Origin of the sequence: Sphaerotilus natans, from assembly GCF_900156335.1 — a bacterium.
Taxonomy (GTDB): domain Bacteria; phylum Pseudomonadota; class Gammaproteobacteria; order Burkholderiales; family Burkholderiaceae_C; genus Sphaerotilus; species Sphaerotilus natans.
Map to the genome: position 1 here is coordinate 108,591 of NZ_FTMZ01000006.1, position 21,284 is coordinate 129,874.

The 21,284-nt window shown below is 71.2% G+C and carries 22 protein-coding genes and 1 riboswitch; of the genes, 6 read left to right on the forward strand and 16 right to left on the reverse strand.

Going from position 1 to position 21,284, the window contains the following annotated elements; genetic code table 11:
- From BW996_RS07690 to BW996_RS07700, 3 genes are all read right to left on the reverse strand, one after another.
- The gene (locus tag BW996_RS07690; RefSeq protein WP_037484688.1) at positions 1–1,029 is read right to left on the reverse strand and encodes an amidohydrolase family protein; all 1,029 of its coding nucleotides are present in this window, start codon (positions 1,027–1,029) and stop codon (positions 1–3) included.
- A gap of 68 nt (positions 1,030–1,097) precedes the next feature.
- Positions 1,098–1,805 carry a substrate-binding domain-containing protein gene (locus tag BW996_RS07695; RefSeq protein ID WP_241462041.1) on the reverse strand — a complete coding sequence of 236 codons (708 nt, stop codon included), beginning with the start codon at positions 1,803–1,805 and terminating at the stop codon, positions 1,098–1,100.
- A 120-nt stretch (positions 1,806–1,925) separates the two neighbouring features.
- The gene (locus tag BW996_RS07700; RefSeq protein ID WP_051632189.1) at positions 1,926–3,242 is read right to left on the reverse strand and encodes a M16 family metallopeptidase; all 1,317 of its coding nucleotides are present in this window, start codon (positions 3,240–3,242) and stop codon (positions 1,926–1,928) included.
- Between the two features lie 38 nt (positions 3,243–3,280).
- On the opposite strand from BW996_RS07700, the gene BW996_RS07705 reads away from it, so the two are divergent.
- Both BW996_RS07705 and BW996_RS07710 read left to right on the forward strand, forming a co-directional pair.
- Positions 3,281–3,919: a hypothetical protein gene (locus tag BW996_RS07705; RefSeq protein ID WP_139330792.1), complete on the forward strand. Its 639-nt coding sequence runs from the start codon at positions 3,281–3,283 to the stop codon at positions 3,917–3,919.
- 12 nt (positions 3,920–3,931) lie between these two features.
- Positions 3,932–4,645 (forward strand): endonuclease/exonuclease/phosphatase family protein, encoded by a 714-nt coding sequence (locus BW996_RS07710; protein ID WP_037484586.1) that lies wholly within the window; start codon positions 3,932–3,934, stop codon positions 4,643–4,645.
- Here the strand turns inward: BW996_RS07710 and BW996_RS07715 are convergent.
- The 13 genes from BW996_RS07715 to BW996_RS07775 form a co-directional block, all read right to left on the reverse strand.
- Entirely contained in the window at positions 4,637–4,975 is a 339-nt protein-coding gene (locus tag BW996_RS07715) for a hypothetical protein (protein ID WP_037484589.1), read from the reverse strand. The genes BW996_RS07710 and BW996_RS07715 overlap by 9 nt on opposite strands.
- 64 nt (positions 4,976–5,039) lie before the next feature.
- Positions 5,040–5,405, reverse strand: a complete 366-nt coding sequence (locus BW996_RS07720) for a (2Fe-2S) ferredoxin domain-containing protein (protein ID WP_037484591.1) — start codon at positions 5,403–5,405, stop codon at positions 5,040–5,042.
- Positions 5,402–6,334, reverse strand: coding sequence for a precorrin-3B C(17)-methyltransferase (gene cobJ, locus BW996_RS07725; RefSeq protein ID WP_076458836.1), 933 nt, complete (start codon positions 6,332–6,334; stop codon positions 5,402–5,404). Before cobJ ends, BW996_RS07720 begins: the two co-directional genes overlap by 4 nt.
- 56 nt (positions 6,335–6,390) lie before the next feature.
- Positions 6,391–6,837: a cobalamin biosynthesis protein gene (locus BW996_RS07730; RefSeq protein WP_051632190.1), complete on the reverse strand. Its 447-nt coding sequence runs from the start codon at positions 6,835–6,837 to the stop codon at positions 6,391–6,393.
- Complete coding sequence (locus tag BW996_RS07735) at positions 6,834–7,598, reverse strand: cobalamin biosynthesis central domain-containing protein (RefSeq protein WP_076458823.1); 765 nt, start codon at positions 7,596–7,598, stop codon at positions 6,834–6,836. Before BW996_RS07735 ends, BW996_RS07730 begins: the two co-directional genes overlap by 4 nt.
- Positions 7,595–8,407, reverse strand: coding sequence for a precorrin-2 C(20)-methyltransferase (gene cobI, locus BW996_RS07740; protein ID WP_241462042.1), 813 nt, complete (start codon positions 8,405–8,407; stop codon positions 7,595–7,597). The genes BW996_RS07735 and cobI overlap by 4 nt, the downstream gene beginning before the upstream one ends.
- A complete protein-coding gene (gene cbiE, locus BW996_RS07745) occupies positions 8,404–9,720 on the reverse strand; it encodes a precorrin-6y C5,15-methyltransferase (decarboxylating) subunit CbiE (protein WP_139330793.1) in 1,317 nt (438 codons plus the stop codon). Before cbiE ends, cobI begins: the two co-directional genes overlap by 4 nt.
- Before the next feature lie 12 nt (positions 9,721–9,732).
- Positions 9,733–10,857, reverse strand: a complete 1,125-nt coding sequence (locus BW996_RS07750) for a cobalt-precorrin-5B (C(1))-methyltransferase (protein WP_037484599.1) — start codon at positions 10,855–10,857, stop codon at positions 9,733–9,735.
- Positions 10,854–11,534: a precorrin-8X methylmutase gene (locus BW996_RS07755; protein ID WP_037484601.1), complete on the reverse strand. Its 681-nt coding sequence runs from the start codon at positions 11,532–11,534 to the stop codon at positions 10,854–10,856. Before BW996_RS07755 ends, BW996_RS07750 begins: the two co-directional genes overlap by 4 nt.
- Entirely contained in the window at positions 11,531–12,409 is an 879-nt protein-coding gene (locus BW996_RS07760; protein ID WP_037484602.1) for a sirohydrochlorin chelatase, read from the reverse strand. Before BW996_RS07760 ends, BW996_RS07755 begins: the two co-directional genes overlap by 4 nt.
- The gene (gene cobM / locus BW996_RS07765) at positions 12,406–13,185 is read right to left on the reverse strand and encodes a precorrin-4 C(11)-methyltransferase (protein WP_037484604.1); all 780 of its coding nucleotides are present in this window, start codon (positions 13,183–13,185) and stop codon (positions 12,406–12,408) included. Before cobM ends, BW996_RS07760 begins: the two co-directional genes overlap by 4 nt.
- Positions 13,186–13,833 (reverse strand): energy-coupling factor ABC transporter permease, encoded by a 648-nt coding sequence (locus BW996_RS07770; RefSeq protein ID WP_037484605.1) that lies wholly within the window; start codon positions 13,831–13,833, stop codon positions 13,186–13,188. It lies immediately after the preceding gene.
- Positions 13,834–13,968: 135 nt separating this feature from the next.
- Entirely contained in the window at positions 13,969–15,309 is a 1,341-nt protein-coding gene (locus BW996_RS07775; RefSeq protein ID WP_037484607.1) for a cobyrinic acid a,c-diamide synthase CobB, read from the reverse strand.
- 143 nt (positions 15,310–15,452) lie between these two features.
- A riboswitch (cobalamin riboswitch) is annotated at positions 15,453–15,665 on the reverse strand.
- 198 nt (positions 15,666–15,863) lie between these two features.
- Here BW996_RS07775 and BW996_RS07780 point away from each other — a divergent pair.
- From BW996_RS07780 to BW996_RS07795, 4 genes are read left to right on the forward strand one after another with little or no spacing between them, the layout of a single operon-like run.
- Entirely contained in the window at positions 15,864–17,792 is a 1,929-nt protein-coding gene (locus BW996_RS07780; RefSeq protein ID WP_037484609.1) for a methyl-accepting chemotaxis protein, read from the forward strand.
- A gap of 1 nt (position 17,793) precedes the next feature.
- Complete coding sequence (locus BW996_RS07785; RefSeq protein ID WP_037484611.1) at positions 17,794–19,461, forward strand: chemotaxis protein CheW; 1,668 nt, start codon at positions 17,794–17,796, stop codon at positions 19,459–19,461.
- Between the two features lie 22 nt (positions 19,462–19,483).
- On the forward strand, positions 19,484–20,605 hold the full coding sequence (cheB, locus tag BW996_RS07790) for a chemotaxis-specific protein-glutamate methyltransferase CheB (protein WP_037484613.1): 1,122 nt from the start codon (positions 19,484–19,486) through the stop codon (positions 20,603–20,605).
- 46 nt (positions 20,606–20,651) lie between these two features.
- A complete protein-coding gene (locus BW996_RS07795) occupies positions 20,652–21,278 on the forward strand; it encodes a HEAT repeat domain-containing protein (RefSeq protein ID WP_037484615.1) in 627 nt (208 codons plus the stop codon).
- Positions 21,279–21,284: the final 6 nt, after the last annotated feature.

Consider the following 21,284-nt stretch of genomic DNA (forward strand, 5'->3'; position numbering starts at 1 on the left):
TCACAGCCCCTTGGCCTTCAGCGCGGTGTCCAGCCGGCTGAACACGCGGCGGGCGTTGCCCTCGAACACCGCGTAGCGCTCCTCGTCGGTGAGGTTCTCGGTGGCGTTGACGTAGCGCTTGGTGTCGTCGTAGTAGTAGCCGGTCTGCGGATCGATGCCGCGCACCGCGCCGATCATCTCGGAGGCGAACAGGATGTTCTTCACCGGGATCACCTGGGTCAGCAGGTCGATGCCCGGCTGGTGGTAGACGCAGGTGTCGAAGAAGATGTTGTTCATCAGGTGCTCGTCGAGCAGCGGCTTCTTCATCTCCTGCGCCAGACCGCGGAAGCGACCCCAGTGGTAGGGCACCGCGCCGCCGCCGTGCGGGATCAGGAACTTCAGCGTCGGGAAATCCTTGAACAGGTCGCCCTGCAGGCACTGCATGAAGGCGGTGGTGTCCGCGTTCAGGTAATGGCTGCCGGTGGTGTGGAAGCAGCTGTTGCAGCTGGTCGAGACGTGGATCATCGCCGGGATGTCGTGCTCGACCATCTTTTCATAGATGGGGTACCAGTGGCGGTCGGTCAGCGGCGGGCTGTTCCAGTGGCCGCCCGACGGATCCGGGTTCAGGTTGATGCCGACGAAGCCGTAGTCCTTGACGCAGCGCTCCAGCTCGGGGATGCAGGTCTTCGGATCCACGCCCGGCGACTGCGGCAGCATCGCCGCGCCGATGAAGTTGTCCGGGAACAGCTGGCTGACGCGGTAGCACAGCTCGTTGCAGATCGCCGCCCAGGTGCTGGAGGTCTCGAAGTCGCCGATGTGGTGCGCCATGAAGCTGGCGCGCGGGCTGAAGATGGTCAGGTCCGAGCCGCGCTCCTTCATCAGGCGCAGCTGGTTCTTCTCGATGGACTCGCGCAGCTCGTCGTCGCTGATCTTCAGCGCCTTGGGGTCGGGCTTCTGGCTCGGGTCCTTCAGCGCGGCGATCTGCAGGTCGCGCCAGGCGCCCAGCGCGGCCGGCGCGGTGGTGTAGTGGCCGTGGACGTCGATGATCAGGGGTTTGGCTTGGCTCATGGGGCGCTCGGTGAAAAGGCGGGAGAAAGGGGCGGACGCGGGGGCCGTGATCAGGCCGGCTCCATGCCCTGGCGGCGCTTGGCGGCGACCGTCTCGGGCGACGTCATGAAGTCGAGCATCGCGCGCACCGCCTCGGGCTGCGTGCAGGTGGCGGCGATGGCGGCCGAGAAGATGGTGGTGATCTGGATCGCGTCGGGCAGCGGGCCGACGATGTCGATGCCCTCGACGTGGATCAGCTCGCTGAGCTGCTGGAAGCCCAGCTCGACCTCGCCGGCGGCCACCAGCGAGCCCACCGGCGTGCCCGGCGGCGGCGTGACCAGTCGCGCGGCCACCTCGGCGGCGATGCCCCAGCGCTCGAACAGCCGGGCCAGCGCCACGCCGCTCGGGCCGGTGGAACAGCTCACGCTGCGCGCGGCCAGCACGGCGGCGCGGACGCTGTCTTCGCTGGACAGGTCGGGGTGCGCGGCACCGGTACGCACCGCCACCGCCACGCCCGAGCGCACCAGATCCACCCGGCTGCCGGGCTGCACATGGCCGGCGGCCATCAGCTTGTCGATCGCGTCCGAGCCGAGGATGACCACATCGAAGGCCTCGCCCGCGGCGACGCGCCTGGCCGCGTCCACGCCGCCCACCGAGGCGATCTCGGCCGGCTGGCCGCTGCGGCCGGTCCAGTCGGCGACCAGCTCGGCCAGCAGCTGGCGGGTGGCCATCGAGGAAATGCCCTTCACGGGCGGCAGCGCGCGGCAATCGGAGGTCATGCGGAATCCTGAGGGAGACTGCGCGCATTCTCGGCACCCACCGCCATGCCGGCCAGAGTCGGCGGACACTAGCAGCTATCTTCTCTTGGCATGACTGATCCGGGTTGGCCCGGATGCCGCTCAGCCCGTCACGGTGCTGCGCAGGCGCTGCATGCGCTCCTCGGTGCGCTCGCGGGTGCCGGCCGGCACCTTGCCGGTAATGGCCACCGCGGCCGGCGCGGCCAGCATGCGCCGGGTGCAGTCGCGCACCGCGTTGGCGTCCACCGCCTCCAGCGCCGCCAGCCACTCGGCGCCGCTGCGCACCCGCCCGAGCGCGAACAGGTCGAGCGCGGCCGTCTCCAGCCGGTGCTGCGCGCCCTCGCGCTGGCGCACCGCGCGCACCGCGATCTGGTTGCGCGCGCGCAGCAGGTCGGTGTCGCTGACCCGCTCGGCCTGGGCCTGCAGCAGCGTGACGATCTCGTCCTGGCAGGCCTCGAGATGCTCCGCCGTGGTCGAGGCCTCCAGCACGAACTGCCCGGCCAGATCCGACTGGTCGGCCGAGCAGCCGGCGTAGTAGACCAGCCCCAGGCGCTCGCGCACCCGGTCAAGCAGCGGCGAGCTCATGCCCTCGCCCAGCACCGCTGCGGCCATCACGCCGGTGGCGGCCTGGGGGTCGAAGCGGTCGGGCAGCGGGAAGCCGGCGACCAGATGCGTCTGGCTGGAGCCCGCCTGGCGCTTGCTCTTGACGCCGCCGACCCAGCTCGGGGCGCCCACGGTGTTTGGCGTGCCGGCGGGCATGTCGCCGAAGACCGCCTCGACCTCGCGCGTCACCGCCTGCAGATCGACCGGGCCGGACACCGCGACGACCAGATTGCTGCCGGTGTACTGGCGCGCGACATAGCCGGTCAGCTCGTCGCGGCTGAAGCGCTCGATGTTGCGCCGCCGCCCGATCACCGGCTGCGCCAGCGCATGCTTGCCGAACGAGGCCTCGTCGAAGAGCTTGAAGGCGGTGGACAGCGCGTCGTCCTCGTCCTCGATGTATTCCTGCAGGATCACCTGGCGCTCGCGCTCCAGCTCGGCCTCGGGAAAGCTGCCGTGGCGCACGATGTCGCCCAGCATGCGCACGAAGGTGGCCGCGTCGCGCGCCAGCCCGCGCATGTGGTAAGCGGTGTGGTCCTTGTCGGTGTGCGCGTTGACCTCGGCGCCGAGCAGCTCGGCCTCCAGGTTGATCTGCTGGCAGTCGCGCGTCGCGGTGCCCTTGAAGGCCATGTGCTCGACGACATGGCTGATGCCGTTGAGCCGCGCGCTCTCGTGGCGGCTGCCGGTGCGCACATAGATGCTGACATTCGTGCTGGCCAGATGCGAGGGGCGCACCGCCAGGATGCGCACGCCGTTGGGCAGGACCAGGACCTCGGTGTCGTCGTCGCCGCAGGCCGGGCGGGGGAGGGAATGGGTCATGGGGGGATTGTGCCGGGTGCACGCGGCATCATTCGGACATGAACATGGACCTGCCGGATTTCTGGAGCTTCGACCGTCGCCGCGATGCGCACCGCATCGCCTGCCGCACCCTGGCTTGGTCGGGCCCTCACGCCTGGCCAGGTCCCGGCCGCGCGGAACCGGCGCTGCCGGCCGGTGGCGGGGTCTACCTGATGACCTTCGAGCACGCTCAGGGCTTCATCCTAAGATCGGCCGGCGTGTCGAGCTCGATCCGACGCCGGCTTCGCGAGCATGAGCGCGAATTCCTGCGGGGCCACTACACGGTGCTGGATCCCGAGGCGGCTCGCCAGGGCCGGCGCCGCGAGCTCTGGCATGGCTGGAGCCATGCCCGCGACCACCCCGAGCAACGCGATCGGCATCTTCCCCGAATCCAGCAATGGGCGCGGGCAGAGATGGCAGCCTGTCGTCTGTTCGTGGCTGCGCGGCTGGGTGAACCGGACGAGCCGCTGGATGCCCGCCTGCGCGAGCGCATCGAATTCGCGATCCTGCATGCGGCCTATGCGTCGCGCCAGCCCTGGGGCGATCTGGTGGACGGGGGCATGCACCTGCGGGGCCGCTTCAATGCGGAGATGCCGATCCGGCTGATCAGCAAGGCGCCGGCGTCCATCCTGGGTTTGCCGCCAGAAATGGAAATATGACAGCATGATCTGATGAGAATCGTCACCTGGAACTGTGCTGGCGCACTGCGCCGCAAGCGCGCCGCGCTGGAGGCCTTGAGCGCTGACGTGCTGATCGTGCAGGAGTGCGAGAGCCCGGCCGGCAGCGCCGACCGGAGCTATCGCGACTGGGCAGAGCGACACGCCGTGCTCTGGGTCGGGCAGAGCCGGCACAAAGGGCTCGGCGTCTTCGTCCGGCCGGGACTCAGGCTGGAATCGGTCGCGCTGGATGATGGCGGGCTGATGCAGTTTCTTCCGTGTCGGGTCGAGGGCATTCCACTGCTGGCAGTCTGGACCAAGGACGCGCCCTCATCCGACCGGCACGGCTACATCGGACAGCTCTGGCACTGGCTGCGCCGACATCCGGATTTTCTGCGCGAGACACGGGCCCTGCTGGCGGGCGACTTCAACAGCAACGCCATCTGGGACAGGCAATACCCAGGCTGCAGCCACAGCGATGTGGTACGCGTGTTGGAAGCCCTGGGACTGCACAGCCTCTACCACCGGATTTGCGGAGACGCTCAGGGCGGGGAAAGCACGCCGACCTTCTTCCTCCAGCGCAATCTTGCAAAGCCGTATCACATCGACCATGCCTTCCTGTCGGCTGCGTTGCTCGATGGGGCCCGCCTCCAGATCGGGAGCCCTGCCGACTGGCTGGACCTCAGCGACCACATGCCGCTGGTGCTCGATCTGGCCGATTCAGGCTGACTCCACCTCCAGCGTGCAGTCGCAGCCGATGCCCGCGGCGATCAGCCGGCGGGCGCTGCGGCGCAGCAGCGGGGCGGCCGGGCGCAGCCAGACGGGCAGCGGCGCGTGCTGGCCGGTGAGCAGGCCGCAGACATAGCGCGCGGTGCCCTCGTTCCATTCGAGCATGCGGCAGGCGCCGTCGCGGCGCTGGCTGGCGAGCATGCCGACCGGGCAGGGCTCGGTCAGGCAGCACAGGCCGCAGCCGTTGCAGGGCTGGCCGGGGGCGGGCTTGCGCGGCGCCTCCGAGCGGATCTCGATGACGCGGCGATCGGCGGCGGCGGTGTCGTTCATCGCGCCAGTGCAGCACGGCCGGCCGGGCGCGGATGGGCCGAAAAGCGTGCCCTGCCCTGCCGCTTCAGTCGCAGGTGCCGTCGTCGGCGCAGCCGCCCGGGCCCTGGTGGAACACCAGATCGGCCACCGGCTCGCCGCCTACCAGGTGCGAGGCGATGATGCGGTCCATGTTCTGCGGCGTGACGTTGTAGTACCAGGTGCCGTCGGGCTGGACGCACAGCACCGGGCCGCCCTTGCAGGCGGCGAAGCAGCTCACCCGGCTGCGCTTGACGCGCAGCTCGCCGTCGTTCAGGCCGGCGGCCTTGAACTTCTCTCCCAGGCTGTCGAACAGCGCCTGGGCCTGGCCGTCCTGGGTGCAGCGCGGGCCGGTGCAGACCAGTAGGTGGCGGCGGTAGGCACCGATCTTCGGCTTGACGGGCGTCTCGCTCATGCCTCGCTCTCCAGCGGTTCGTCCAGCGTGGCGCGGATGTAGTCCACCGGCAGGCGGTGGCGCGCGGCGAGCTGCTCGGCGCTCGCGCCGGCGGCGTGCTCGGCCTGCAGCGACGCCAGCCAGCCGTTCAGGCCGGTCGAGAGCGAGCGCCCGGCCTTCTCGCCGTCGCGGGTGGCGCCGCCCTCGTCCATGTCGTACTTGTTGGCGTAGCCGCGCGGCGTGACCATCAGCCCGTCGCGCACGAAGGTGCTGCTGTTGCCGATCAGCACGGTGCTGAGCATGCCGATGTCCTGCTCGGCCATCTGGTCCAGCGTCGTGAAGACGATGCTCTGGCGGCGGCGGTAGGCGCTCTTGACGATGGCCACCGGCGTGTCGGCGCGGCGGTGGCGCAGGAACAGGCGCTGCGCCTCGACGATCTGGCGGGTGCGTCGGCCGCTCTTGGGGTTGTAGAGCGCGACGACGAAGTCGGCCATCGCCACTGCGTCGAGCCGGCGCGCGATCACCGGCCAGGGCGTGAGCAGGTCCGAGAGCGAGATGGCGCAGAAGTCGTGCGTCAGCGGCGCGCCGACCAGCGCCGCGCAGCTGTTGAGCGCCGAGGCGCCGGGCACGATCTCCAGCGCCACGTCGCCCTCGGGCGTCCAGCCGGCCTGGAACAGCACCTCGTAGGTCGGCCCGGCCATGCCGTAGACGCCGGCGTCGCCGCTGGAGATCAGCGCGACCTTCTTGCCGGCGCGCGCCGCGTCCAGCGCGCTGACGGCGCGGTCGAGCTCCTCGGTCATGCCCTTGCGCACCACCTCCTTGCCGTCGAGCAGGTCGGCGACCAGCTTGATGTAGGTGACGTAGCCGACGACCACGTCGGCCTCGGCGATGGCGCTGCGGGCGCGCGCGGTCATGTGCTCGACGCTGCCGGGGCCGATGCCCACCAGCATGATCTTGCCGGCGGGCGGGTCGGCGGGGGCGGCGCCAGGGGGAAGGATCGGATCGTTCACGGGGTCTCCGGTTCGGGGGATTCAGGGGGGTGGGCCGCGCCGCGCATCGCCGCCACCGACACGGTGGCGTGGCGCCCGTCCGGCCCGCGCAGGCGGTGCTTCTCGACGACGAGCGCGCGCAGATCGTCGGCGCGGCCGGCGGCCAGCAGCGCGGCGGCCTCGCTGACCGAGGGCGTGCCGGTGTGGCGGCGCACCGTCTCGGACGGGTTGGGCACCGCCACCTGCGCCAGCACCTCCGGCGCATGGAAGACCGGCGTCCAGCCCTCGGCGCGGCACAGCGCGAGCAGGCCGGCCTCGTCGGCCTTCAGCGTGATGCTGGCGACCGCGGCCACATCGCGCCAGGCCGCACCGACACGCGCCAGCGCCTCGGCGATGGCCTGGCGCAGCGTGGCCTCGGGCGTGCCGCGGTCGCAGCCCAGGCCGAGCGCGAGGCGCGGCCTCACGCCGGGCCCTCCAGCGGCGGCCGATAGACCACCAGCCGCTCGGCCCAGCGCGTCCAGACCTCGGGTGCGATCTCGGCGTGCGTCACCCAGAGCACCGCCCGGTGACGCGCCGGGTCGACATCGTCGAAGCAGCTCAGGCGCTCGATGCTGGCCGGCAGCGGCGTCGGCCGGGTCCACCAGTCGGGGCGGCCGGCCTCCTGCACGAAGGCGATCGGCTCGCCGTTGACCACATGGGCCGAGACGCGGGTGATGTTGATCTTGGGCGCCTCGACCCGCCAGCCCAGCTCGCGGCCGAGGATGTCCACCGGGATCGTGCGGCCGACGTCCGAGGCGGTAGTCACCACCGGCGTGGCACCGATCAGTCCGGCCACCTGCTCGGCCATCGCGTTGGCGCCGCCGACATGGCCGGAGAGCACCGGGATGACGAACTGGCCGACGTCGTCGATCACCGTCACGCCCGGATCGACGTCCTTGTTCTTCAGGTGCGGCGCGATCAGCCGCACCACCGCGCCCAGCGACACGAAGAAGACCAGCTGGTCGAAGCCCTCGAACAGCGGCGCGATCTCGTCGCGCAGCGCGCCCTCGTAGGCGCGCACCGGGTTGCTCGCGCCGGCAAAGGCCGCGGCGAACTTGGCCGAGGCGCAGATCGACGCCTGCGGCAGCTGGCGTGCCAGCGCCGCAGCCTGCGCCGCGCCGTGCCGGGTGATGGCGACGATGCAGACCCGCGCGTCGGCAGGAGAAACGGACGGGACAGCGCTCATGAGGCGACTCCGGGGGACGATTTCTTCAGGCAGCCGCGGATGCGCTCGCCGCGCACCCGGTGCGGGCTGCGCACGATCATCAGCGAGAGGTAGCTGACCTTGCGCTCGCGCAGCGCGCGCAGCGCCTCGGGCGTGTCGGCGACCTGCTCGTCGGGCGCGCCGCAGCGCTCGACGAAGCTGGCGTGGCCGAGCAGCTCGCGCCGCTCCAGCCAGTCGAGCAGCTCGCCGATCAGCGGCTTGACCTTCAGCAGCACCAGGGTGTCGAAGTCGGCCAGCAGCCTGTCGATCGCCGAGACGCCGTAGGCGGCCGGCACCAGCGCCACCGTGTCGTCCTGCTCGCACAGCGGCAAGCCTTGCGTGGCGCAGGCGGCGGTGAAGGCGTTGACGCCGGCCACCACCTCGACCGGCAGCTCGACGCCGTTGGCTTGCGCCAGCGCGCGCAGCGTGCGCGCCAGGTGGCCGAAGGTGGCGTAGGTGCTGGCATCGCCCTCGACCAGAAAGAGCACGTCCTGCCCGGCGCGCAGCTTGGGCCAGACGACTTCCGCGGCGCGCAGCCAGGCACGGGCGAGCTTGTCGCCGTCGTGCGTCATCGGGAACAGCAGGCTCTGGTGATCGTCAGGCGGCACCAGGCCGGCGCGCGCGACGATGTCGAAGGCGTAGCTGGGCGTTCTGGTGCTGCGCGCCGGGTAGACCCAGGCGGTGTCGGCGCGCTCCAGCAGCGCCCAGGCGCGCCGCGTGATCAGGCCGGGGTCGCCAGGGCCGAGACTCACGCCGTGCAGCGTGCCGATCCGGTTCAAGCTCATGCTCATGCGATCTCCTTGCGGGCGCAGACGATCCACACCGGGTTCTCCGCGGCCATGCGGTGCATGTCCAGGATCGGGCGGCTGCGCGCGGCCTGCAGCTGCAGCACGTCCCAGTCGATGGCATCCAGCGCCTTGAGCGCCTGCGTGGCCACGGCCAGGTTCTCCAGCGTCACGAAGTTCATCACCAGATGCCCGCCCGGACGCAGCCGGCGCAGGCACAGCGCGATCAGGCCCGCCAGCTCGCCGCCGGAGCCGCCGATGAAGACCGCGTCCGGGTCGGGCCAGGCCTCCAGGCCGTCGGGCGCACGGCCGTGCACCAGCGTGTGGTTGGAGACGCCAAAGGCATCGCGGTTGGCACGCGCGATCGCCACATCGGCCTCGTTCTTCTCGATGGCCCAGACGTGGCCGTGCGGGCACAGCCGCGCCGCCTCCAGCCCGACCGAGCCGGAGCCTGCGCCGATGTCCCACACCTGGCTGTCGGCGCGCAGCTGCAGGCGTGCCAGCGACACCGCGCGCACCTCCTGCTTGGTGATCAGACCCTTGTCGGGCTGACGCTGGTGGTAGTCGCGGTCGGCCAGGCCGAAGCGCACCGGATTCGGGCGCGGGCGCACCCGCCACAGCAGCACCACGTTCGGATCGGCGAAGGCCTCGGGCGAGGCTTCGGCCACCTCGGCCGGCGTCAGGTCGGCGCGCACCCGCTCCTCGGGCTGCAGCAGCCGCTCGGCCACCGCCATGCGGAAGTCATCGCCCTGCCCCTCGGCCAGCAGCAGCCGGGCGATGCGCGCGGGCGTGTTCTCCGGGCGGGTCAGCACCAGCAGGCGGTCGTGCGCGCGCAGCGCCTGCGCCAGCGCGTGCAGGCCGTGCGTGGGCGGCGCGCCGACCTGCCATTCGCCCGCGTCCCGAGCGTGGATGGAGACGATCCTGGCGTCCTGCCAGACCAGCCCGACGCGGGCGCAGGCCAGCTGCAGCGTCGAGACATTGGGCAGCACCTCGAGGGCCTGCACGCACAGCCGCGCCGCCAGGAAGCCGGCGATGCCGTGGCACAGCGGGTCGCCGGTGGCCAGCACCACCACCTTGCGGCCCGCGTCACGCGCGGCGCTCACCCAGCCGGGCACTGCGCTCAGCTGCCCGGTCAGGTCGAGCCGCTCGGCGTCCGGGCGGATCTCGGCCTCCAGCCGCGCGAGCGTGCGCGCGCCACCGATCACCAGATCGGCGGCACGCAGATGCGCCCGCGCGGTCGCGCCCAGGCTGGCCGCGCCGTCGTCGAGCACGCCCAGGACGCGGCAGGGATTGGGATCCGGAAAGACCTCGGTGTTCATCAGCATTCCTTGTCAGCGGACCGAGCTCGCCTCGGCGAGCTTGCGGCCCTCGAAATCGCAGACCAGCACCCGCAGGTGGAAGCGCTGGCCATAGCGCTCCGGCGCGGTCAGCGTGGCCACCACCTTCTGCGCCAGCGCGGCGTGAAATTCGTTCAGCAGCCCGAGCGCCTCCATGCGCTCGGCGGCGAAGCGCGCGGTCTCGGCGGCGGCAATGGCAGCGCACTCCTCGGGCGGCGCGCCGATGCCGGCGGCCAGCTCGGCCAGCAGGCCGGTGTCGACCTCGGCACGGTTGGCGTGGGTGATGGTCTCGCCCTGGGCGATCTTGGTCAGCTTGCCGACCATGCCGCCGATCACCACCTCGCGCAGGCCCTGCGCCACCGCCTCGTCGAGCGCGTAGCGCAGGAAGTCGCCCATCTGCACGAAGCAGGCGGCGGGCAGCTCGGCGCGCTCGCGCATCGCGAACTGCTCGGTGCGCCCGCCGGTGGTCAGCACGACGACGCCGTGCCCCAGCGTCGCGGCCACCTGCACGCCCTGCACCACGCTGGCGCGGTAGGCGGCGGTCGAATACGGCTTGACGATGCCGGTGGTGCCGAGGATCGAGATGCCGCCCAGGATGCCCAGGCGGGCGTTGAGCGTCTTCCTGGCCATCTCCAGGCCCTGCGGCACCGAGATCGTGACCGCCAGCCCGACCTCGTCGAGCAGGCCGGCGGCGACCTCGCGCACATTGGCCTCGATGTTGGCGCGCGGCACCGGGTTGATCGCCGGGCCGCCCACCTCCAGCCCCAGCCCGGCCATCGTCACCGTGCCGACGCCGAAGCCGCCGTGCAACGTCACCGCGCCCGGGCGCGTCGCGTCGATGCGGACATCGGCGGTGAGGTGCGCGCCGTCGGTGCAGTCCGGGTCGTCGCCGGCGAACTTGACGATCATCGCGTGGGCGGCGCGATCGGTGCTGGCGCCCTCGCAGCGGCCGTCGTGCACGACGAAGCGGACCCGGTCGCCGTTGGGCAGCAGGCTCTCGACCTCCAACGGCACCGCGCCGTGCACCAGCCCGAGCGCGGCGGCGCGCGCCGCGGCGGCCGCGCAGGCGCCGGTGGTGAAGCCGGTGCGCGTGCCGCGCCGGGCGGTCTTGTCCATCATGCGCTGGCGGCCTTCTGCCGCGCCTCGGCCAGCGACAGCAGCGCGTGCACGGCCGCCACCACCAGCGTCGAGCCGCCCTTGCGGCCACGGATGACGATCCACGGCACCTCGGTCAGCCCGGCCATCAGGTCCTTGGACTCGGCCGCCGAGACGAAGCCCACCGGCATGCCGACCACCAGCGCCGGGCGCGCGCCCGCCTCGCGGATCAGCCGCACCAGCTCGATCAGCGCGGTCGGCGCGTTGCCGATGCCCACGATCGCCCCCTCCAGCCGCCCGAGCCGGTGCGCCTTGCGCATCGCCTGCACCGCGCGGGTGCTGTCCTCGGCCTGGGCGCGGGCGATCACGTCGGCGTCGCTGATGAACTGGTGCGTCGTCATGCCGAAGTGCGCCAGGCGCGGCCTCGACAGGCCCGAGCAGATCATCTCGACATCAGCCACCACCGGCGCGCCGCCGCGCAGCATCGCCTGGAGGCCCGCCTCGACCGCATCCGGGTGGAAGTCGGTCAGGCCGTTGAACTCGAAGTCGGCGTTGGCGTGGATCATGCGGCGCACGATCGGCCACTGCGCGGGCGTGTAGCGGTGCGGACCGGCCTCGGCGTCGATGATGGCGAAGCTGTCGTGCTCGATCGCCTGGCCGGCGCGGGTGAGCTGCTCGGTGACGGTGTTGACGGTGCTCATGCCAGGGCCGGGGCGTGGGGATGGGCGTGCGTGTGCTCGTGCGAATGCCCGTGGCCGAGGTCGTGCGCGATCTCGCGGAAGCGGCAGCCGTCGCAGGGCAGGCGGCTCTCGGGCGTGCCGGCGCGCAGGTCGGCCACGCGCTGCTCCAGCAGCTCGAAGATTTCTTTCTCGAAGCCGAAGTGCGTCGAGGCGGCGAAGCGGATCTGCGGGTACTGCGCGCGCAGGTGCTCGACCTGCCGCGCGATGCGCTGCATCAGCGTGCCGGTGTAAAGGTAATACGGCAGCACGACGATCTGGCGCATGCCGATCAGCGCCTGGCGCTGCACCACCCGCTCCAGGCGCGGGAAGGTGATGCCGGTGAAGGCCAGCTCGACCAGCTCGTGCTCGCCCTCCTCCTGCAGCCAGCGCGCCATCTTGGCCATGTCGCCGTTGGCGGCGCGGTCCGACGAGCCGCGCCCCAGCAGGATCACGCCGGTGGTGGTCGGGTCCGGCATGTCCAGCGTACTCATCGCCTTGCGCAGCCGGCGTTTCAGGATCGCCAGGATGGGATCGCAGGCGGTGAGGTGCGGGCCGTAGAGGAATTCGGTGCCCGGACAGTGCGCGCGGGCGTGCTCGATGGCTTCGGGGATCTCCATCTTGACGTGGCCGGCGGCGTTGAGGATCAGCGGCAGCACCAGCACGCGGCGCGACTCGCGCGCGGCGGCGATCAGGCCGTCGTGCAGCGAGGGCGACGCGAACTCGATGAAGCAGACCTCGATGCGCCAGCCCGGCTGGCGGGCGCGCCACTGCGCGACGAACTCGCGGATCTCGGCGTTGCCGGATTCCTCGCGCGAGCCGTGGCCGACGAGCAGGATGCAATCTGGGTGGGAAGTCATGCGGAGGCCTTGCGGAAGCGGTGGGTGAAGCCCGGGTCGTAGAGCTTCGACGTGACGAGGTCCGGCCAATGACGCGCGCCCAGCGTGGGGCTGGCGAGGATCATGGCCTGGCTGACGATGCCGGCGTCGCGGCAGCGCTGCTTGATGTCGGAAAGCGTGCCGCGCACGATGCGCTCCTCGCCCGGCCAGCTCGCCTTGTGGACGACGACGATGGGCGCGTCTTCCGGCCAGCCCGCCGCGCGCAGCCCGGCCTCGACCTTGTGCAGCAGCGTGATCGACAGGAAGATGCACAGCGTGGTGCGGTGCGCCGCCAGCGCGGCGAGGTCCTCGCCCGGCGGCATCGGGGTGCGGCCCTCGACGCGGGTGAAGATGACGCTCTGCGTCACCTCGGGCAGCGTGAAGCTCTCCACCGCCGCCGCGGCCGAGGCCATGGCCGAGGACACGCCCGGCACCACCCGCACCGGCACGCCGGCGGCGTCGAGCGGCTGCACCAGCTCGATCAGCGCGCCGTAGAGCGCCGGATCGCCCGTCTGCAGCCGCACCACCGTCTCGTGCTCGCCGGCCTGCCGGATCAGCCAGGCGGCCATCTGCGGCAAGGTCATCGCCTTGCTGTCGGCGATGACGCAGCCCGGCGGCGCCCAGCGCGTGGCCGCCTCGTTGACCAGCGAACCGGCGAACAGGATGGCGCCGGTGCGCTCGATCAGCGCGCGGCCCTTGACGGTCAGCAGCTCCGGGTCTCCGGGGCCGGCGCCGACGAACCAGACGGTGCCGCGCATTCAGGCCGCTCCGGCCAGCGTCAGGCGTTCGTCCAGACAGACCCGGGCCCAGCGCTGCGAGTGCAGCATCGACGTGCCCCGCACGATGGCGAGGGTGACCAGCGGCTCCAGCGCCACCACGCTCAGATAGGACGCGGCGAATGCGCCCCAATCGGCCAGCGACACCGCCTGCTCGCCGTTGGCCAGCCAGAAGCCGACCATCAGCGTGACGCCGGCGTAGTAGGCGCCATCGAGCTTGAGCAGCGCGGCCAGGCCCGGCGTGCCTTCGCCCAGGCGACGGCCCAGCGTGTGGTGCACTGCCAGCAGCGGCACGATCAGCGACAGCGCGTTGACGGCCAGATGCACCAGATCCTGCGGCTCGAACAGCAGGCCCTGCAGCAGCAGGCCCAGCGCGAAGCCGAACAGGGTCGGCAGCAGGCCGAACAGCACATAGACGGGCATCGCGCCGACGAAGTGCAGCTCGGACGGCCCCACCGGCAGGTGGAAGCTCTCCATGAAGACCGAGAAGAAGACCGCCGCCAGCAGCGTGCGCAGCCACAAGGCGGGACGGCGCATCAGCGCTGGTGCGTGTGCGGCCAGCAGGCCGACAGCGGCCACATTGGCGGCCATGATCTTGGCATCGGACAGGAAGCCGGGTTCGATGTGCATCGTGAAATCTCCGTGGGCAGGGGTCAGGGGACGGGTCAAGGAAAGAAAGGCGGACAGGCAGGCGCGAGTCGGCCCGGCACGGGGCCGCCAGGGCTCCGCGCGCATCGGCGCAGGTGCGTCGGGAAGGACGCGGCCTCAGCCGCCGGGCGGCGGCGTGGCCGGGTCGAACAGCGCTGCGATCGCGCTCGGGTTCGACGGGAAATAGAGGTGCAGAAAAGAGGCGTGCAGCCGGCCCAGGCGCCAGACGGCCTCCGGCCGGCCGTGGTCGCGCTCGGCGCGGGTCTGGCCGACGGGGGCCAGCGGGCTCTCGAACTGGCCGTGGTGGAAGGTGTGGCCGCGCACCGTGCCCTCGGGCAGGTCGGCCGCGTGCATGCCGAGGTTGACCAGGCGCGGCTGCATCCAGCCCTCGCCCGGCAGCAGGCCCCACATCGCGGCGCGTCGGCCCGCCAGATCGCTCAGGCCGTCGCCCAGCGCGAGCAGGCCGCCGCACTCGGCGACGATCGGCCGGCCGCTGGCGTGGAAGGCACGGATCGTGTCGCGGGTGCGGGTCGCCGCCTCCAGCCGATCCAGATGCAGTTCCGGATAGCCGCCGGGCAGATAGAGCGCATCGGCCTGGGCCGGCACCGGCTCGTCGGCCAGCGGCGAGAAGAAGGCGATGCGCGCACCGAGCTGCTCCAGCACGTCGACATTGGCCGGATAGAGAAAGGCGAAGGCGTCGTCGCGGGCGATCGCCACGGTGCGCCCGGCCAGCCGGCGCGGCGGGGCCTCGGCCTCGACCGGCGCGATGAAGCGCACCGGTGCGGGCCGCGGCGGCGCAGCCCGTGCGACCACGTCGGCCGCCGCTTCCAGCCGGCGCTCCAGGTCCGGCAGCTCGGTGGCCTGCACCAGGCCCAGGTGGCGCGAGGGCCACTCCAGCGCCTCGCAGCGCGGCAGCGCGCCGAACGCGACGATGCCCGGTGGCAGACTCTCGATGACCATGCGCGCATGGCCTTCGCTGCCGACGCGGTTGGCGATCACGCCGGCGACATCCAGCCCCGGCCGATACAGCTTCAGCCCCAGCGCGATGGCCCCGAAGGTCTGCGCCATCGCGCTGGCGTCGATCACCGCCAGCACCGGCAGCCCGAGCCGCTCGGCCAGCGCGGCGCTCGAAGTGCTGCCGTCGTGCAGTCCCATCACGCCCTCGACCAGGATCAGGTCGACTTCGCCGGCGGCCTGCCAGAGCAGTTCGCGGCAATGGTCCTCGCCGCCCATCCACAAATCGAGCTGCCGGCACGGCGCGCCGCTGGCGTGCGCGTGCACCATCGGATCGATGAAGTCGGGGCCGGTCTTGAACACCCGCACCCGCAGGCCCTGGCGGCGCCAGTGGCGGGCCAGGGCGGCCGTCACCGTGGTCTTGCCCTGGCCGGAGGCCGGCGCGCTGACCAGCAGCGCGGGGCAATGGCGGTCGGGCCGCCCGGAAGAAGTCTTGGTCGTCATGCCTGTCGGCCGCACGCCCCGTGCGGCTGTCGCGAGAGAATCGCTGGCGGCATCGGGCGGGGGTCGGACGGGACAGGACCGGGGCCGGTCCTGCACGGGCTCCGGTGGAGTCCCGTGTCGTCCGGCCGCCGCCCTCCGCGGTGCCAGTGCGCATGCTTCAGGCCGGTATCCGGGCTCGCGAGTGCAGGGGTCGCCCTGCCGATCGGGTCGCCTTCCCGGAAGCCATGGCTCCAGTGGCATCGTGACCTGATCTTCTCTCGCTGACCGTTGCGGGGGCAGCGCCGGCTTTTCACCGGCTTCCCGTTTAAATCCGGTCGTTCGTCACGAACCGGATCACCTGCAGCAGCGTGCAGTCTATCAGCTTCGGCGGCACGGGCGCCAGTCCTCGTGCGTACCGGATCGCCTGCTGCAAAAGAACGGAAAACCCACGCAAATCCCGCCATGGCTGCGGGAATGCGCATGATCGAATCACTGCGCCCTGACCCCGACCTGCCGCCGTCGATGACCGGACGGGAGTCGCTGTCCTTTCTGTCCAGAACATTCGGAGCCCGTCCATGGCGCTGGTGACCAAGCATCGAGAGACTGTTCATGAACCCGTGGCCGCACCGGTCGTCGCACGCGGCGTGACCCGCACGATGGCCCGCGATGCCGAGGCCGGCCGCAAGCGCGCGCGAACGCTGGCCAAGCAGCAGCAGGTCGCCGAGCGGGTGGCCAGCGCATCGAGCCAGCTCTCTGCCGGCATCAATGAGGCGGCTTCCGCCTCCGAGGAACTCAAGCGTGCGGCCGACCAGATCGCCAGCGGCGCCGAGGAAGCCTCGGGTGCGGCACAGGAATCGCTCGCCGCGATCACCCAGGTCAGTGCCTCGATCGCCCGCCAGCTGTCGGCGGTCAACAATTCGCGCGCCAAGGCCGACAGCATGCAGGCCACCACCAGCCGCATCGATGCCGAGGTGCGTGCCACGGTGGCGAATGTCACGCTGGCGGCGCGCCGCCAGGCCGAGTCGGTGCAGCGCGTGGCCGAGCTCGAGCGCCAGGCGGCCAACATCGGCGACATCGTCAAGGCGGTGGCGCGCATTGCCGACCAGACCAACCTGCTGGCCCTGAATGCCGCCATCGAGGCCGCGCGTGCCGGCCAGCACGGCAAGGGCTTCGCGGTGGTCGCCGATGAAGTGCGCACGCTGGCCGAGACCAGCGAGAAGAGCGCCAAGCAGATCCAGGATCTGGTCGGCCAGATCCAGGGCGAGGTCAAGGCCATCGCTGCCGGCATCAACCAGTCGTCCGAGACAATCGCCGGCGAGGTCGAGAAGAGCGAGCAGATCCTGCGCCAGCTCGACCGGGTGCGTCATGACGCGGCTGACATCGTGGCCGGGGCCGGAGAGATCTCCGCCGCAGCCCAGCAGGCCAGCGTGGCCTCGCAGCAGGCGCTCAAGGGCGCCGAGCAGATCGCCGCGGCCGCCGCGCAGCAGTCTTCCGCCTGCGAGGAGGCCGCCAAGACGGTCGACGAGCAGAGCGCGGCGCTGTCCGAGTGCGAGCAGACCTCGCAGAACCTGTCGGAGATCGCCGACGAGCTGAAGAACTCCTCGGACATCGGCAAGAGCGCCGAGGAAGTCGCCAGCGCCGCCGAGCAGCTCGCCGGTGCGGTGCAGGAAATCAACCGCTCGGCCGCGCAGATCATGGTGGCGCTCGACGAGATCCGCAAGGGCGCGCAGACCCAGGCCTCGGCCACCGCCGAGTCCGCCGCGGCGATCACGCAGATCGAGCGCGGCGCGCAGATCGCCTCCGAGCGGGCGCAGAACGCCCGTGAGCGCTCCAGCACGATCCGCGCCCTGATGATCGACAACAAGCAGATGATCGAGGGGCTGGTGAGCAGCATCTCGGACAGCGTGGCCGCCACCCGCACCAGCCTGCAGCAGATCAAGGAGCTGGAGCTGGTCAGCCGCAAGATCGACAAGATCGTCGATGCCATCACCCAGGTCTCGATCCAGACCAACATGCTGGCGGTCAATGGCTCGATCGAGGCGGCGCGCGCCGGCGAGTATGGCAAGGGTTTCGTGGTGGTGGCCACCGACATCCGCAATCTCGCGCACGACTCGGCCGAGAATGCCGATCGCATCAAGGATCTGGTCAAGGGCATCCAGGACCAGATCGCCACCGTCGGCCGCGACCTCGGCGAGATCGCCACGGCTGCGCTGGCCGAGGTCGACAAGACCCGCTCGATCACCGCCAACCTGTCGGCCATGGAAGGCGATGTGGTCGAGGTCGAGAAGGGCAATGTCGAGGCGGCCGAGTCGGCCCAGGAGATCGTCTCGGCCCTGTCGCAGGTGCGAGTGGCGGTCGATCAGGTCTCCGCTGCGGCCCAGGAGTCCGAGAAGGCCGCCGAGCAGGCTTCGGCCGCGGCGCGCCAGCAGTCTCAAGGCGCCGAGGAGCTCTCCGCCGCGATCGAGGAGATCGCCTCGCTGGCCGACGAGCTGCAGAGCAACTGAGATGGAGTCGCTCCACACGGTCGCCGATGGCGACGAGATGCGGGCGGCCGGGCAGACGCAGCAGTTCGTCACTTTCAGCGTCGCCGGCGAGATGTTCGCGGTGCCGATGGCGCCGGTGCAGGAGATCATCCGTGTGCCGGATGTCGCACGCATGCCGCTGACGCCGCCAGCCCTCGAGGGTCTGGCCAACCTGCGTGGCCGGGTGCTGCCGATCATCAGCCTGCGCCGGCTGTTCGGCACGCCTGAGCGCGACAACGATGACGCGACCCGCGCGCTGGTGATCCACATCGGCCAGTCGCTGGGCTTCGTCGTCGACCGGGTGGCCAGCGTCATCAGCGTCGATGCCAGCGAGATCGAGCCTGCGCAGGTCGTGCAGTCGGTGGTGCAGACCGACTGCCTGACCGGGGTGATCCGCCGCGAGGTGCCCGATGGCCATGGCGGCCATCGCGGTCTGCTGCTGATCATCGACTTTGCCCGGCTGGTCCAGCAGCACCTCACCCGGATGATCCCGTCGCGCGAGAGCGGCGTGGTCGGCGGCTCGCGCAGCGCCGACGGGGGCGATCCCGCCGACTCGGCCGAACCCGGCCAGGGCAGCGGCGAGCTGCGGCTGGTCAGCTTCACGGTGGCGGCGCAGGAATATGCGCTCGACATCGCCGACGTGCAGGAGATCGTCCAGGTGCCGGAGACGATCACCGCGGTGCCCGGGGCGCCGGGTCATGTGCTCGGGCTGATCTCGCTGCGTCGGCGACTGCTGCCGCTGGTGAGCCTGCGTTCGCTGTTCGCGCTGGCGGATGCCGAGCTCGACGAGCATCACCGCATCGTCGTCGTGGCGCTTCCTGGGGGTGGGCAGATCGGCCTGGTCACCGACACCGTCAAGGAAGTGCTCAGCGTGCCGCGCAGTCAGGCCGACACCATGCCGGGCATCCTGGCGCGCGATGCCGACCTGCAGGAGTTCTCGGCGATCTGCAGGCTCGACGGTGGCCGCCGGCTGGTCTCGATCATCGCCACCGACCGGCTGCTCGGCATGGACAGCGTGAGAGAGGCCCTGCAGCTGGGCGCCTCGGGGGTTTCCGGGTCTTCAGACCGATCCGGATCGGCCGATTCACTCTCCAGCCCGGACGCATCGATGAACAGAGCGATGAACAGCATGACTGCCCATCCCGATGACGAGGACGCCCAGGTCGTCATCTTCCGCCTTGGCGCGGAGGAATTCGGCGTGCCGATCATGAGCGTGCAGGAGATCGTGCGCCTGCCCGAGACGCTCACCCGCGTGCCGCGCACGCCCGACTTCGTCGAAGGCGTGATCAATCTGCGCGGCACGGTGCTGCCGGTGATCGACCAGCGTCGGCGCCTGGGCATGGACGCGATCGAGCGCAATGACCGCCAGCGCATCATGGTGTTCACGCTCGGCGGCCTGCGCACCGGCTTCATCGTCGATTCGGTGGCCGAGGTGCTGCGCATTCCGCGCCAGAACATCGCCCCGGCGCCACAGCTCTCCGACGAGCAGATCCGCCTGATCGGCCGGGTCGCCCGGCTCGATGGTGACCGCCGCCTGGTGCTGCTGATCGACCCGACGCAGCTGCTGGCGGCCCGTGAGGTGCGCGCCATCGAGTCGCTCGAGCCTGCGGGCGAGTCGCGTGCCGCACCGACGATGGCGCGTGCAGCCTGAAACACGAGGAGTGTGATCGACCATGTCTGGCAAGGTTCTCGTCGTCGATGATTCGGCGCTGATGCGCCGGCTGCTCTCGGCTGTGCTGACGCAGGCCGGCTGGACGGTCGCCACTGCCCGCAACGGGCTCGAGGGCGTGGAGCAACTGATCGAGTGGCAGCCTGATGTCGTCACGCTCGACATCAACATGCCCGAGATGGACGGGCTGACTGCGCTGTCGCTGATGATGCAGGCGCGGCCCACGCCGATCGTCATGGTCTCGTCGCTGACCGAGAAGGGCGCGCAGGCCACGATGGAGGCGCTGGCGCTCGGCGCGGTCGATTTCATCGCCAAGCCGGGCGGCACCATCTCGCTGAGCATCGACGACATCCAGGCACTGCTGCTGGAGAAGGTGCGCACGGCCTCGCGCATCCGGCTGCGGCCAGGCCGGCCTGCGACCGCGATGCCCGCGCCGGTGCAACGCGCTCCGCGCCCCGCGCTGGCACGGCCAGCACCCGCGAGCCCCCGCACGATCGCGAGTGCACCCGCATCGCCCGCCCCGCTGCGCGGCAGCGCGGGTCGCTGTCCGGGCCTGGTGCTGATCGGCATTTCCACCGGCGGGCCGCGCACGCTCGAGGATGTGCTGCCTCAGCTGCCGGCCGACTTTCCCTGGCCGGTGCTGGTGGCCCAGCACATGCCGCCGAACTTCACGCTGGCCTTCGCGCAGCGCATGGACCGCATGTGCGCGCTGGAGGTGGTCGAGGTCGGCGAGCCGATGCCGCTGGAGCCCGGGCGCATCCACATCGGCCGCGGTGGCACCGATCTGGTCGTGGTCGAGCGGCTCGGGCGTCTGGTCGCGCAGCCCCGGCCGGAGTCTCCTTCGCATCCCTGGCATCCGTCGGCCGACGTGATGGTCGAAAGCGCGATGCGGGTTCTGCCGGCCTCGCAGCTGGTGGGCGTGCTGATGACCGGCATGGGCTTCGACGGCGCCCAGGCGATGGCCGAGCTGAAGGCTCGGGGTGGGCGAACGATCGCCGAGGCCGAATCGAGCTGCGTCGTCTTCGGCATGCCCTCCGAACTGATCCAGCGCGGGGGCGCCAGCGTGGTGCTGCCCAGCCAAGACGTGGCCCGGCAACTGCGCACCTGGGTGCAGCGCCTGGCCTGAGAACCCATTCATCCAAGCCAACGACACGGGCCACAGGGGACACCGCATGGGACTGAGAAAGAGCAACACGCCGGATCCGCTGCGCGAGGTCGTCGACCGCGACTTTCCGCGTCATGTCGACGGGCTGGTCGCCCAGCTGCGCGGGGGGGACGCCGAGCAGCGTCGCTGGGCGGTGCGCGACCTGAGCGGTCATCCGCAGGCCGCGGCGGCGCTCGGCGCCCAGCTGCTGGTCGAGCGGGATGCAGCGGTGCGCGAGGCCCTGTTCCTCGCGCTTGGCACGATGGCCAGCGACGAGGCGGTCAGCGCGCTGCTGCCGCTCTTGCGCAGCGAGGACGCCCGGCTGCGCAATGGCGCCATCGAGGTGCTGTCAGGCCTGCCGAAGGTGGTGGGGCCGCGCATCTCGGCGCTGCTGCTCGATGCCGACGTGGATGTGCGCATCTTCACCGTCAACCTGCTGGGCGAGCTGCGCCATGAGCAGGTGACGCAGTGGCTGCAGCAGGTGCTGCTGTCCGACCGGGAGGTCAATGTCGTGGCGGCCGCCATCGAGGTCATGGCCGAGACCGGCCAGCCCGAGCACATCGACGCGCTGCGCGAGACCCGCCGGCGCTTTGCCGATGATCCCTTCATCGGCTTTGCTGCCGATGTGGCGATCGAGCGCATCCGGGCCTCATGACGATGC